Here is a 14134-nt window from a genome sequence, read left to right as displayed (position 1 = left end):
CAGTATGGATATTTTTAATCAGATTGGGTAAGAAATTTAAAAGGTAACTGAAGTGGCTCGGGAAAATCAATAAACCATAAGAAAGATTAAGTAGGATTATCTGATGAAACTACAAAATAAAACCACCATCAGTATTTTAATCATCGTCATCGCCTTTATTCTGATTATTTCTGCAGAGCAGATTTTTTTAATTCTACCCCGATTTGAAAAGATCAATCTGGAAAAAGCCACCGACACTGTGGACGAGGGGCTCCGGGTGATGGGGGATGAGCTTGATAATATTGCCATGATTGTCAGTGACTATGCCATCTGGGATGACACCTATAACTACACCTTTACCAGAGATGAGAACTTTATTGCGAATAATTTTACGGATGCAACCATGGACAACCTGAATATGGCCCTGGTTGGTATTTACGGAAAAGATGGCTTTTTGTTTTCCTACGATCGACTTGCCGACAGTTCTCAAGCAGCGGCCATTAAAAATGAAGTGGTGGCCCGTTTTGATCCCGAACAGCATGAAAGAACCGGTTTTATCACTGTGGGTGATAAAACCTATATGTTTTCTTGCGAAGTAATTTCAACCACCGATGAAAGTCAGCACGCGGACTTTCACATCATTTTTCTGCGTGACTATCTGGAAACAGTCAATCAAAAACTGGCTGAGATTCCCGGGGCGAAGCTGGAAATCATCGAATTTCAGGGTATGACAGAAGCGCAGCAGCTTCACATCGAGCGTGTTTTTCAGAACTACCTGGGCCAGGGCGCCAATGCGGCTACGGGACGGCTGGTGTTTGGCGAGCCAATCAATGCCCGGGAGCTGGTGGTCTATTCGTTTTTAACCAATCTGGAGGGTCAGCGGTTTGCCGTGATCCGTTCTAAAACATCGGCCAATATCATTGCCGAAGGCCAGAACAGCCTCCATCAAACGGGCGTGATCCTGGTGTTGTTTGGCATCACCATTGCTGCTCTGACGGCATTATTTGTCCGCCGCTTTATTATCGATCCCTTGAATCATTTAAAAATTGGTTTGGATACGCTGATTGATCCGGGGGCGATCCCGGCTTCAGGATATAACCCCGGCTTGCAGCGGCGCCAGGATGAAATTGGCGAGCTGTATCAGAAATTTTTGTATGTCAGTGCGGATATCAAAGCCGCCAATGCCGAAAACAAGCGCATTAACAATCAATTGGAAACCATGGTATTGGATCGGACTAAAGCCCTGAAGGCAGCCAATGCCAAGCTGATTCTTTATGGAGAGTCCTTTGAAGAAACCAGCGAAGGCTTGCTGGTTACCGATCCCCAGGGGCACATTATCATGTGCAATAAGGCGTTTTCGGCCCTGTCCGGCTGCAGCAGAGACGAGCTGGTGGGGCAAAAGCCTCAGCTAGTCAATCCGGTTACTGATCAAAGCGACTTTTATGAGGTCCTCTGGGATGCGTTAAAAACCCGGGGCAGCTGGGAAGGCGAGCTCTGCTATCTTCACAAAAACCATACCATCAAGCCGATCTGGCTTAGTTTCAATGCGATTAGGAATGAGGACAAGAAAATTACCCATTATGTTGGGGCCTGTTCCGATCTGACCGGCCAGAAAGAGATGGAGGATCAGTTGGAGCAGATGGCTTTTTATGATGGGTTAACCGGCTTGCCCAATCGCTCTCTTTTTTATATTCATTTGCGCAAGGTGGTATCCCGAATCAAACAAGATGGGGGAAAAATGGCCGTCTTATTTATTGATCTGGACGGTTTTAAACTGGTCAATGACACTTTTGGGCACAGTAACGGCGATCAGCTGTTGATTGAGGTGGGTAAACGGATCGGCCAGCATATCCGGGAAACGGATTTGTTATCCCGCTGGGGTGGTGACGAATTTACGGTAATTCTTGATAATATTCGGGAAAAGTCTGATGTAAAAAAAATTGTCAGCGATCTGCTCTATCATATTTCCCGGGAAATAATGATCGCCGGAGAGTGCATCAGCATTGGTGCCAGCGTTGGAATTGCTATTTTTCCCGATGCCGGTGACAGCATTGAACAGATTATGATTAATGCCGACAAGGCCATGTACGTTTCTAAATCCAGCGGGAAAAATTGCTATACCTTTGCCAAAAGTCCCGAGCAGCAGCTGGAGATTCCCAAGATTGTCATGATTAATCGCCTGAAACGGGCCATTATCAGCAATGCCTTTCATCTCTCATATCAGCCTCAGATTGTCGTGGAAGCTGGTCGTTGCCAAATCTTCGGGGCCGAAGCGCTGATTCGTTGGACCGATGAAGACGGTCATACCTATATGCCGGACGATTTTATCGCTCTGGCGGAAGAAACCGGAATGATCAATGCCCTGGGGCAATGGGTTATTAATGAAGCCTGCCAGGCCATCAGGGAATTTATGGCGCTGGGGATTGCCGTTCCCATCAGCATTAATGTTTCAGTGACGCAATTTAAAAGCGACGATCTGGTTGGGACTGTTAAACAGGCGGTTAAAGAAAACCGGATTGATCCGCAATTACTGTATATGGAATTGACTGAAAATATTTTTGTGGAGGATGAAAAAAAGACACTGACGGCCATTAAAGCCTTAAAAGAGCTGGGGATCAAAATCGTTTTGGATGATTTTGGCAAGGGCTATTCGTCTCTGGGGTTGATCAGTCAGATGCCTTTTGATCTGATTAAGGTCGATAAGTGTTTTACCCAGGGTATCGGCCTGGAAAAGGAGAAAAAACTGGCAGCGATGATTATTTCCATCGGCGAGGTGCTCAATCTGCAAACCATTGTGGAAGGGGTGGAAACCCGGGAACAGGTGGACTTTCATGGCCAGAACGGCGGCAGAATTTATCAGGGTTACTATTTTTCCAAGCCGCTTGAGAAAACGGAGTTCATGGATTTGTGTCTGGGCAAATGGTCCCTTGAAAATATGGCCGGAGAATGATAACATAGCAGATGATTTGAAAAAACCCGAAGTAATTAACGGATACCGTTACAAAAAGGAGATAGAACCATGACAATGCAAAAAAAGAACACCCCACCCTCCATTGATGCCTGGCTGAAAGAGGCCAAAAGCGACCCACAAGCCAGGCAGGAGGGGATGTATCTGGTTCATAACGGCACGGTTCGCCAGACCCCCAAGACGCAGGTGCGTCAGGGGCTCGATGACGGCTCCCAGATCACCGGAATGACCTTTAGCTACGATGAAGAAAAAGTGGTCGCGGCCATCGCCGCCACCAAAGCGCGGGAAGGTATCTTTCACGTGCGGGTGTGGCTGGCTGATGGTGAACTGGCGGTTGGCGATGACATCATGGTCGTGTTGATCGGTGGCGATATTCGGCCCCGGGTCATCGATGCCCTGCAGTTTCTGGTTGAAACCATCAAGACCACCTGTGTCACCGAGATTGAGAAGAAGGCCGCCATCAGCAGCTAGCGACACGGCCAGAAAAAAAACATCATTTTGTCGCAAAAATATATTTAGTGACAAAACAGAGCCAAAAACAAAAGCCAGCGTAGACGCTGGCTTGAACTTGTCGCTAAACTACCGTACCGACCAATTGTTAATCTGTTGTACGCTGCGGAATCGGACAGGCTCTGCCGTGTCCGCTCCGATGCGTACAACATGATGTAACAATTGTCGGTACTGGGTTAGCTTTTTTGACAGTCTAAAGCCAGCGTAACCGCTGGCTTTTTAAATGGGTAGGTTATTTACTACAGTGAAGCGGCCTTGGCCTGTTCAAATTCATCCTGGATTTCCTGGGAGGGTTCCTTGGTCAACAGGGAAACCACCACGATAAAGAGGCAGGAGATCAGGAAGGCTGGCATCAGTTCATAGATCCCGAAGACGCCACCCATTGGTTTGATCAGTAGTCGCCAGATAAAGACCATTCCACCACCGGCCAGCATGCCGGCAATGGCACCTTCCCGGTTGGTCCGTTTCCAGAACAGTGAGAACAGCATCAGTGGTCCGAAGGTGGCCCCAAAACCGGCCCAGGCAAACGCGACGATGTTAAAGATAACGCTGGTTTCATCCAGAGCCAGCAGAATACCGATGATTGACACGGCAATCAAGGTCAGATGGGAAACCCGCATGATCTGTTTTTCGGTGGCATCTTTTTTGAGAATGCCTTCGTAGATGTTTTTGGAAAAAGCCGAAGCAGCAATCAACAGATAGGAGTCTGACGAGCTCATTGTTGCTGCCAGAATCCCAGCCATGACAAAACCGGCCAGCAAAGGGGGCAGCAGGTTGGTGGACATGACAATAAAAATACTTTCCGCCTGGCTGGCAGTGAGCAGTTCAGTTGGGAAAAGTACCCGACCAATCAGACCGATAATGACGGCTGCAAACAGTGAAATCACACACCAGGTGGTGGCAATCCGACGTGCTTTAGGAATCTCGGCTGAATCCCTGATGGCAATAAACCGCAACAATACCTGGGGCATCCCAAAATAACCAAGACCCCAGGACATCGTCGAGATGATCGTTAAAAAGGTGTAGGGGAGGGCCGGGCCAAACACCGGGTTCCCGGCCAGAACCTGTTGGGTACCGTCCACCACGGTGGGGTTGGCAATGCCAAAGAAATCAAAGAAGCCGGGGATCTGTTGGATGTTTTCCATCACGCCGCTGATACCGCCAGCGGCAGTTATCCCCAGAACCAGCACCAGGGTCAGGGCAATAAACATGATGATGCCCTGCAGAAAGTCAGAAACACTTTCTGCCAGGAAGCCACCCAGTAAGGTATATAAAATAACAAAAAATGCACCGGCGATCATGACAACCTGGTATTGAATGCCAAACAGTGAATTAAACAGCTTGCCCACCGTAACAAAACAACTGGCGGCATAAACCGTAAAGAAAACCAGAATAAACACCGAAGCAATCAGCATGATGACTTTGCTCTTTTCTTTGAAACGGTTGCTGAAATACTCGGGAATGGTAATGGCATCCCCCGCAATGGCCGAATAATTACGCAGACGTTTGGCGGTAATCTTCCAGTTCAGGTAGGTTCCCAGGGCCAGGCCTAAAGCCGTCCAGAAGGCATCACTCCAGCCGCACCAGTAGGCGACCCCCGGTAATCCCATTAGCAGCCAGCCGCTCATGTCGGATGCTTCTGCACTCATTGCCGCTACCCAGGGACCCAGGGAACGGCCGCCGATAAAATAATTGTCACTGTTCTCGTTGGCGATCTTTAAAAAATAGACGCCGATACCGAGTATTGCCACAATGTAAATAATCATGGCAATCAGTATTTGGATGTTATCAGTACTCATTCTTTTCCTCCTCAAATAAATTCCAGTGTATTATAGCACAGAATGAATTTATATACAAAGAAATGGATGAAAAAAACTGATAACGGTGAAGCAAAAACAGGCCGTATAATATTATGAAACCATCAGGATTTTCTTGAGAAAAAACGGATCATGCGGTAAGATAATAAAAAAAGGTTCAAAGGAGATTGGCTTGAATTTACTGCTTATTATCTTAATGTTGCTGCTGTGCTTACTGATCTCAGATGTCATCAGTCATTTTATCCCCTTTATTCCCACCGCCCTGATCCAGATTGGCTTGGGCCTGGGCATTGCCTTTATCATGCATAGCCGAGCCATTGAACTGGAAACGGAATGGTTTTTGATTCTGTTTGTGGCCCCGCTTTTATATGATGATGGCCGTCACTTTTCCCGGGAAAATCTCTGGAAAATGCGGGAACCGATATTTGGCAATGCCATTATTCTAGTGCTGCTGACCACCATTCTGGGTGGCTATTTCATTCATTGGCTGATGCCCTATATGCCACTGGCAGCGGCTTTTGCCCTGGCGGCAGTGCTTTCGCCCACCGATCCGGTGGCAGTTAATGGGATTGCCAGGCGGGTTCATATTCCCCCCAAGGTGTTGACCCTGGTTCGGGGAGAATCGCTGATTAATGATGCCTCGGGACTGGTCGCCTTTAACTATGCCATTGCGGCAGTGGTTACCGGTTATTTTTCGCTGCGGGATGCGGCGCTTAATTTTACCTATATGTTTATTGTTGGTGCTATTCTGGGCTTGACGCTGGGTCTGATGATTGACTGGATTGGTTTTATTCTCCGAAAAAAAGGAATCCGGGACGCCACCTTCCACAGTCTGTTGCAGATTTTAACGCCTTTTATCATTTATATTGTCACTGAAGAAGTGTTTCATGCATCCGGGGTTATTGCTGTAGTCGTGGCGGGAATCGCTCACGCCGCCATTACCGAACACACGTCGACAATGTTGGCCAAAGAAAAGGTGATTTCTGAAAATGTCTGGTCGGTGCTGTTGTTTGTCCTCAATGGGGTGGTTTTTATCCTCCTGGGCTTAAACATACCCTTATCGATGGGGGCGGCGGTGGCCAGTGAGGACATCAACAATTGGCTGGCCATTGCCGGGGTTCTGGTGATCTGGTTGGGAATTTTTGGCATTCGTTTTGTGTATTCCTATCTCTCCACTGCAGTCCATTATTGGTTTGCAAAACGTCAGGGTGCCGAGAGCCCCAGCATTAAAACCAGCCTGTTGATCAGCCTCACTGGGGTTCGAGGAGCGGTGACGATGGTTGCGGTACTGTCGGTGCCGACCCTGCTGGCCAGTGGCGAAGACTTCCCCCAGCGATCACTGATTTTGTTTATCGCCACCGGGGTAATCCTGGTGACCCTGGTAGCCGCTACCCTGTTTTTACCGCTGCTTTGTAAAACTGCCAGGGAGCCGCTCAGTGCTCCCCGACAATTGGACTTCAATGCCGCCATGATGCGGATTTTTCTGGCGACGATCAAGCGGATCCGAGCGGAAATTACCCCGGAAAACGAGTTGGTTGCCGATGAATTGATTGGTGAATACAAGCGGATGGTCAAGCGGATTCAAAACGAAGAAAATTCTCCCGAAACCCAGGTCTATCTAAAAAAGCTCAATGAAATGAAGTACAAGGGGCTGCGGGCTGAAGCGGACTATCTCCGTGACGCCCGGGAAAATAATCGCATTGATCCGGTTGTCTACGAAAAATTTGAAGCCACCCTGGATCGCCGGGAAGAAGCCCTGTCCAATGATGTCCGCTTCAGTGTACGCTATTTTCTGGCCAAAACCCTGCGACTCTGGCATCAGTTCCGTCGCCATTTCAAACAGGAACCGGAAAAACTGAAGGCGACCATCAATACGGTCAAGGAACTCCAGATCAATGCCTTTCAGGCCGCCATTGCCAGTCTCGAGCAGGAACAGCTGCAGCCACAAAACCAAGCCGATGGTGAGATCATTGCTGCTGTCATCCTTGGCTATCAGGGAATGATTCGGCGACTGACCCGTGAGCGCCCAGAAAACAAAGAAGTAAATGAAGTATTAAAAGAAGAATTGCGGATTAAAGCGATGGACAGCGAACGCCAGGAAATCCAGCGAATGTATGAGTCGGGTAAGATCACCATCGAGCAATCCCGGAAGCTGCGTCGCCATATCAACTACATTGAAAGTGCGACCCTGGATGAATCCGAAGAATAACCAATCAGTCCCAAAAACCGGTTCTCGTAGCGAGTCGGTTTTTTATTGCCTAAATGGTGGGCGATCGATTTTAAGAATAACTGCCTCACAGATGTAAATAAAAAAAGCGAAGCCAGTGCTCAGTGAAAACCGCTTCGCTTTTTTATTTGGTATTATGCTGATCAAATCTCAAATGACACGCACGCAGGTAGATCAGATAGACTGGTAATTGTTGATGCCGTCCTAATTAATAAATCCGGCACTCAGGTGGCACTGGTAAATCACGTCATGGCCAGCGGTAGTCGGGTGGGGATCCAGATTACCGGTGTACCAGTTGAAATTGACCAGTGGTTCACTGCCCTGGTAGTTGGCAAAGGCGGTGTAGACATCCGCTACTTTATAACCGGCCCCGGGGGTCTTAATGGCGGTGTTAATGGTCTGGATGGCTGGATCAAATACGGTGTAGAGCGGATCCTGGAGGTTAATCGGATCGTACAGGGTGGTCACGTAAATATCAGCCTGGGGTGCCAGGGTTTTGACAGTGGCGACAATCTGCGGCCAATCGGTTCCAAATTGGGTAACACTGGCGGTTACGGAGGTCTGGATTTCAGGGAGAGCAGCGGTTATGATATCCGCAGCTCCGGGCTGGGCTAAAGCGGTGGCCAGATCAGCGGGGAAGGTTGGTGAGTTGGGATCCAACTGGAAAGCGACTGCCAAACCGGCGATAACGGGTGCAAGAATATTGTTACCGCCGACACTGATGGTAATTACTTTGGCCTGGCTCAGCGCCGCCATCGTGGCCGGATCGTTCTGGAGCTGGTTTAACAGTTGACTGGAGGTGTAACCGGGAACCCCCAGATTAACCAGCTGCAGATTTTCATTTCCGGTCTGACTGGTTAAATGGTTGTAGAACAGATTAACATAACCGGAACCCGGCGTAGCACTCATCCCATAGGCAATGGAATCGCCCAGGGCAGTGTAGTTTTCCGTTTTAACAATTTTTATCTGGATCGATTCCAGCCGAAGACTTTCGCCGGTGGTTCCCAATTGGGCGCCGTTTTTCACCCAACCCCAGGACTCATCGACTACCGGGATATCGCCTTTGTTCTGGACGTGGCCCCGGTAATAAACCTCATAGCCATCAAGACCGGTCAGGTTGATTTTGATGGCTTCAATCCGCAAACCCTGGGCAGTTGTTCCGGCATAAGCACCATTTGATACAGGGCCTTGCCAACCTTTATTCTGGACATGGACATCATAGCTGATGCCAGCACCGGCCGGGATATCCCCAGTGAGCTCAATCCGGAGGCCTTCCAGACGGAGTCCTTCGCCCCGGGAGCCGAGTTCGTCGGGACCGGTAACAAAGCTGCCAACCGGCAACGGTACATCGCCCTTATTCTGGACATGGCCGCGATACTGGACACCAATGTCTGTCGTAGCTTGGGTATCAATGGCGGTACCATCGGCTGAATCATTACTGTTAACGTCCACCGCCGCAAAAACCCCGGTGGTAAAAATCATCGACAGCATCAACACAAGAATCACAAGACGGCCGGTAAGGGATTTGAACATACTTTTTTTCATTTCAGATCCTTTCTTTGAATAGATTTTGTTAAGATCTCATCATTGGAAGATCCACGACAGATCTTTGTAAACGTAGGCTATCGCACTAAATCTGGTAATCATAGCTGATCGTATCACCGTCATCACCGATAAAGACCACATAGGAACCAGCGGTCACAGCCGTACCCTCGGGGCCGTTAAGTAGGCTGTCATACTGCCCTTCAAGGGTTGGGCTCAGCACCACAAGCCTTCCCTCACGGGGTTTGATCAAGCCGTCTGATGGTAGTTTGCGACAGACATTCTGTGCTCCAATGGTGATTACTTCGCCAGTTTGCAGCATTGGTACGGTGGCGGTATTGATCAGTTTAAAGCTGCCCACATCAAGCAGGGTCTGGCCCTGTTCTTCAATCAGTTTGAATTCCATGGTGTCCCGGGTATATTTCAGATTGGGCAGGGTGATGCGCTCATCAATTAGTTGATTGATCAGATAGTATCCGTTACCGCCAAACAGCACATCGCCGGGGAATTCATCCATCACCCAGGTTGAACCGGCCAGAAAAACCGTATCCTCCGGCAGAGTATTGATGGTGATCCACTGTTTATTGGCAAACTGATCCGGGCTGATGCCAGCGGTTCGGGCTGGTAGCATGGTGGCATTGATCGAGCCGGTCTCTCCAGTCAGGGCATAGGACATCAGAAATTTGGTGCCAAAGTTTTCTTCAAGTTTCAGGCGTTTGTCGGTGCCGTAAAAGAAGCCATCATCCTTGTAGTTGAGGGTATCCACCAGGGTGAAGCCAGCGTCGGAATTGCTGTAGAGATTCATCACTCCGGCGGCCTGATTAAAGTCGAGTTTGAGAATATTGCCAGATAGCGTGTAATATCCGGCATAGGCCAGCAGTTGCTCCGGGACTGCTGCAGCTTGTGGTGCGGTGGCAATGGTTGTTGATCCACTGGGGATCACGCCTTTTTCAGCGAGCAGGGTGGTAGCGATCACATCGGTGATCGCAGTGGTGTCCGCCGGACCGGCAAAGGTCAGGGCGATGGTGATGTTCTGATCGGGTAGCAGATACAGCATCGAATGATAATAACTGGTATCGCCGCCTTTATAGATCAGGCGGACGCCCAGTTTTTCATAGGCTTCATCAGTGACGCTGTCCCAGCCCAGCCCGAAGGCCATTTTGGGGGTGCCGGCGGGAACCGTCTGCGGGCCGTACTGGGCGGTGAAAGATTCGTCCACCCATTTGCGCTCAACGATTTTTCCAGCCAGGATGGCATCTCCAAATTTAGCAAGATCATGGGCGTTGGAGGCAATCCCCCCGGCACCAAGGCTGTTGAGATACTCCAGTGCGCACGCACTGCCGTCATTGTTGTAGGCCAGGGCCACATTGTCATTGCCTTCTTTGAAGTAACAGCTGGTATTGTCCAGGCTGGCAGGGGTTAAAATGTTTTTACTCAGATAATCAGCAAAAGGCATGCCGGAAACCTTTTCAACCAGGGCCTGGGCCAGGGTGAAGCCGTCATTGCAGTAGATGCTGATAATCCCGGGATCACTTTTCAACGAGGATGCGTTTAAGTTGGCCAGAAAATAGTCCATGAATTCAGCGCTGGGTGCCGCTGTGCTGGTGTCATAACTGTAGGTGCCGTTCAGAGCCGAGGTGTGATTGAGCAGCATCCGCACCGTGATCTGCTGGTAGCGGGGATCTTCCATGGTGAATTCCGGCAGATAGCCAGTCACCGGCTGATCCAGATCCAGCTGACCATCCTGACAGAGCTTAAGCACCGCCATGGTGGCAAACATCTTACTGACCGAGCCGACATTAAATTGGGTATCGGTGTCAACTGGAATAGCGGCGGTACGGTTGGCCATGGCAAAACCTTCTTCGTAGACAATTTTTCCGTCTTCACAGATTGCCACTGCAGCACTGGACGCTCCACCGGCAGAGATCGTCTGCCAGATTTCGGTTCGGGTGGCAGCGATGGTTTTTGCGTACGCCGATTCTTTTTTGTAGCCGAGCCACTTGTTGTGCAGCTGGTGGTGGCCAGAACCAGTCCGGCGATGAGAAGACAATAACCAATCCATATTATTTTTCTGTTCATATCCTGATCCTTTCATTTTGACGCTTGCACCCACGGGAATTGGTAACATAGCGGTTCGTTGTTTAGTCATCCCGTGATCGCAAAAAATACATGCCTGTTGTGTTTATAGACTATTTTCACCGAAATAAACGTAATTGAGCTGTTTTTTTTGATGCTTATGGTCACCCGTCGATGAAGACAAAAACATCGACGGGTGGTTTTGTTTACGAAAAAATGATACAATAGCCCTATCTTTTTGAAAAATTGGAGGTATACCTTGCAACCCCAAATAATTCTGGCCAGTCAGTCGCCCCGCCGCCGGGAACTGTTTAAGCTAGTTCTCAGCAGTTATGGCATCAATGAGTTTAGTATTCAGGCGGCTGAAATCGATGAAAAACGAATTGAAGCGGAAATTCTGGAAAAGTGTGACGGAGACTTTCAGGAAACGGTCAAAAAACTGGCCGTGGAGCTGGCCAACCGAAAAGCTCGGGTGATCCAGAAGCTTAATCCCCGGGCGTTGGTGGTGGGTGCCGATACAATGGTGGTTCTTGAGGAGGAGATTCTTGGTAAGCCAGCCGATGAAGTGGCGGCCTACCAGATGATTAAAGCGCTGGCCGGGAATACCCATCAGGTCTTAACCGGAGTCAGCATCCGCTACCGGGATCAGGAAGAGTGCTTTGTTGTTACCTCAACGATCCGTTTTTATCCCTGGGATCACCAGATGCAGCGGCAGGTGGCGGACTACGTGGCTTCTGGCAAGGCCATGGACAAGGCTGGCGCCTATGGTATTCAGGAAGAAGCCGGTCTCTGGGTCAAGTGGATTAAAGGTGACTACAACAATATCGTCGGCTTGCCGATTGCCAAACTCAATCGCCGACTCGGCAAAATGCTGGAGCAGATCGCCAGCCACTAACTGCAGCGATCTGTCCGCTGGTCGGGAGGGTCGTTTCAGAATGCTTTTAATACAGCGACAAGTCACTGTAAAAGGTGGGATTGAGAAATTCTTTCAGGGTAATGTCAGCCATTTTAAAGAGCCGCCGGGAAACCTGGGTGGCATCGGCATCCGGGTATTTGTCTTCCAGATACACCACCTTTTTAATCCCGGCCTGAATAATCGCCTTGGCGCATTCGTTACAGGGAAAACAGGTAACATACAAAATCGAATCAGCCAGTGAGCGGCCGTCGGAATTTAAGATGGCGTTTAATTCGGCGTGGCAGACATAGGCATATTTGGTATCCTGAAAAGAACCGTCCCGCTCCCAGGGCAGAACATCATCGCTGCAGCCTTTGGGCATGCCGTTGTAACCGGTGGATAGAATAATATTGTCTTTATTGACAATGCAGGCCCCAACCTGAGTGTTGGGATCCTTGCTGCGACGGGCCGATAACAGCGCAATCCCCATAAAATATTCTTCCCAGGTAATATAATCATGTCGTTTCATGGCATTCTCCAGTTTTTTCTTCAGTTTAACATAATTCCAGCCAAAAGGGGAGTGGTCGTGATAAAATTAATGGGTCGCTACTGATTGGATGGATTGGAAAGAAGCGGATAAAAAGAATGACTTCTGATGGACGGGATCAAGAAAGGGTGAAGAAATGGATAAAAAGCGATTAATATTATTATTGACCTGGACGGCTACCCTGATCTGGATGGGCGTCATCTTTTATCTTTCCAGTCAGCCAGCCACCCAGTCGGCACATCTCAGCACCGGCTTGAAAGATGAATTACTGGGGATATTGGGACATTTTATCCCAGGGATCGAAACCCTGGAAATTCGCAGTCTCGATTTTTATATTCGCAAAAATGCTCATTTTATTGCCTACTTTATTTTGGCGGTTTTGATGCTGTTGGCGCTTCTTCAAAGCGCCGTTCCCAAAGCGGCTAACCTGGCCCTACTGATCTGTCTTTTGTACGCCATTTCCGACGAATTCCATCAATTGTTTGTGCCCGGTCGCTCCGGCCAGTTCCGGGACGTACTCATTGATGGTGCCGGGGCGCTGCTTGGCGTTTTAGTCACCGCCTTAGTAATTAATCGGATTTCACGGCGGTTTTAGGTTTCCTTCGATTAATCCCCGTCAAAGGGGGTATATAATAATCAGCCAATACAAGGAGGTCTAACTTATGAAATTCAGAGAATTTACGGTAAATAATCACTCTACGAGAGAATTTATGGATGACCGCGTGAACCAAGTGGATATCGGTGCAATTAAAGCCTATTTAGATGAGCTCAACAGTACGAACGGAAAAGAAAAAGGCTTTTCCTTGATTCTACTGGAAAATGGTGCTGAGGTTTTTGAGGATCTGGAAGGTTTTGGTGGTTATGGTGGAGTTATGATCAAGGGCCCTCATTATATCGCCCTGCGGCTGGATCGGCTCGATCATGAGATTGAAGTTTACGGAGCATTTTACCTGCAATCCGTGGTTAAAAAACTCTATGACATGGGTCTGGGTAGTTGCTGGATCACCGTTGATGGCATCATTCCGTCGCAGGTAGAACGATTACTGGCTGGTCAGCCAGGGATCATTCAGCATTTACTGGTGTTCGGTAAACCCGAGAAAAAAGACAGCAAAGGCGATAAACATAAAACGATTGTTAATTGTGATGCCAAGTATGAGCAGGATCCCTATGGACTGGCGATTATTTCCACGCCTGATGAAAGTCGGTTGTCCGTGGTTGAGACCATTTTTCTTAAGACCTGGGGAAATGTGGCTCCCTATGAAGAAATGGAAAAACGGGGGGTGCTGGATTTGCTCTATTATGTCAGAAATTCGCCTTCCTATCAGAATGCGCAACCGTGCCGTTTGATTCTTAAAGATGGTTATGGAGAACTGTGTGTGATTAATCCGGAGCAGGAAGAAAATTATACCGATGCCGGGATTATGCTGTTTTTCCTGGAGGGACTGGCTAAAGAAATGAGTTTCCCATCTAACTGGCATTTTATCCAGGATGATTCAGACAATGCTGAGTATCGACGGGTTGCCCATTTTGATCTGTAAAGGGTGGAATTAAGTACGATTGCTAAAATAAAAGG

At 48.6% G+C, this 14134-nt stretch carries 10 protein-coding genes; 6 read left to right on the top strand and 4 right to left on the bottom strand.

Annotated elements, in window-relative coordinates; genetic code table 11:
* The first annotated feature begins 103 nt into the window (after positions 1 to 103).
* Both CHL1_RS09755 and CHL1_RS09750 read left to right on the top strand, forming a co-directional pair.
* On the top strand, positions 104 to 2929 hold the full coding sequence (locus CHL1_RS09755) for an EAL domain-containing protein (RefSeq protein WP_250932616.1): 2826 nt from the start codon (positions 104 to 106) through the stop codon (positions 2927 to 2929).
* Between the two features lie 69 nt (positions 2930 to 2998).
* Positions 2999 to 3418 (top strand): molybdenum cofactor biosynthesis protein MoaE, encoded by a 420-nt coding sequence (locus CHL1_RS09750; protein ID WP_250932614.1) that lies wholly within the window; start codon positions 2999 to 3001, stop codon positions 3416 to 3418.
* Between the two features lie 278 nt (positions 3419 to 3696).
* Here CHL1_RS09750 and putP read toward each other — a convergent pair whose 3' ends face one another.
* Complete coding sequence (gene putP, locus CHL1_RS09745; protein WP_250932612.1) at positions 3697 to 5256, bottom strand: sodium/proline symporter PutP; 1560 nt, start codon at positions 5254 to 5256, stop codon at positions 3697 to 3699.
* Between the two features lie 190 nt (positions 5257 to 5446).
* On the opposite strand from putP, the gene CHL1_RS09740 reads away from it, so the two are divergent.
* Entirely contained in the window at positions 5447 to 7483 is a 2037-nt protein-coding gene (locus tag CHL1_RS09740) for a Na+/H+ antiporter (protein WP_250932610.1), read from the top strand.
* Between the two features lie 222 nt (positions 7484 to 7705).
* On the opposite strand, the gene CHL1_RS09735 is transcribed toward CHL1_RS09740, so the two are convergent.
* Both CHL1_RS09735 and CHL1_RS09730 read right to left on the bottom strand, forming a co-directional pair.
* On the bottom strand, positions 7706 to 9046 hold the full coding sequence (locus tag CHL1_RS09735) for a GDSL-type esterase/lipase family protein (RefSeq protein ID WP_250932608.1): 1341 nt from the start codon (positions 9044 to 9046) through the stop codon (positions 7706 to 7708).
* Between the two features lie 85 nt (positions 9047 to 9131).
* Entirely contained in the window at positions 9132 to 11138 is a 2007-nt protein-coding gene (locus tag CHL1_RS09730; RefSeq protein WP_250932606.1) for a serine hydrolase domain-containing protein, read from the bottom strand.
* A 240-nt stretch (positions 11139 to 11378) separates the two neighbouring features.
* Here CHL1_RS09730 and CHL1_RS09725 point away from each other — a divergent pair, with 240 nt between their 5' ends.
* On the top strand, positions 11379 to 12014 hold the full coding sequence (locus tag CHL1_RS09725) for a Maf family protein (RefSeq protein ID WP_187389154.1): 636 nt from the start codon (positions 11379 to 11381) through the stop codon (positions 12012 to 12014).
* A gap of 46 nt (positions 12015 to 12060) precedes the next feature.
* On the opposite strand, the gene CHL1_RS09720 is transcribed toward CHL1_RS09725, so the two are convergent.
* Positions 12061 to 12543: a deoxycytidylate deaminase gene (locus tag CHL1_RS09720; RefSeq protein WP_228883626.1), complete on the bottom strand. Its 483-nt coding sequence runs from the start codon at positions 12541 to 12543 to the stop codon at positions 12061 to 12063.
* 154 nt (positions 12544 to 12697) lie between these two features.
* Here CHL1_RS09720 and CHL1_RS09715 point away from each other — a divergent pair, with 154 nt between their 5' ends.
* Both CHL1_RS09715 and CHL1_RS09710 read left to right on the top strand, forming a co-directional pair.
* The gene (locus CHL1_RS09715) at positions 12698 to 13156 is read left to right on the top strand and encodes a VanZ family protein (RefSeq protein WP_070369851.1); all 459 of its coding nucleotides are present in this window, start codon (positions 12698 to 12700) and stop codon (positions 13154 to 13156) included.
* A gap of 67 nt (positions 13157 to 13223) precedes the next feature.
* The gene (locus CHL1_RS09710) at positions 13224 to 14099 is read left to right on the top strand and encodes a nitroreductase family protein (protein WP_250932604.1); all 876 of its coding nucleotides are present in this window, start codon (positions 13224 to 13226) and stop codon (positions 14097 to 14099) included.
* Positions 14100 to 14134: the final 35 nt, after the last annotated feature.

Origin of the sequence: Acetobacterium wieringae (assembly GCF_023700225.1) — a bacterium.
Classification (GTDB): domain Bacteria; phylum Bacillota; class Clostridia; order Eubacteriales; family Eubacteriaceae; genus Acetobacterium; species Acetobacterium wieringae.
The sequence above is the reverse complement of the archived record's forward strand: the minus strand, read 5'-3'. Positions and strand labels throughout refer to the sequence as shown.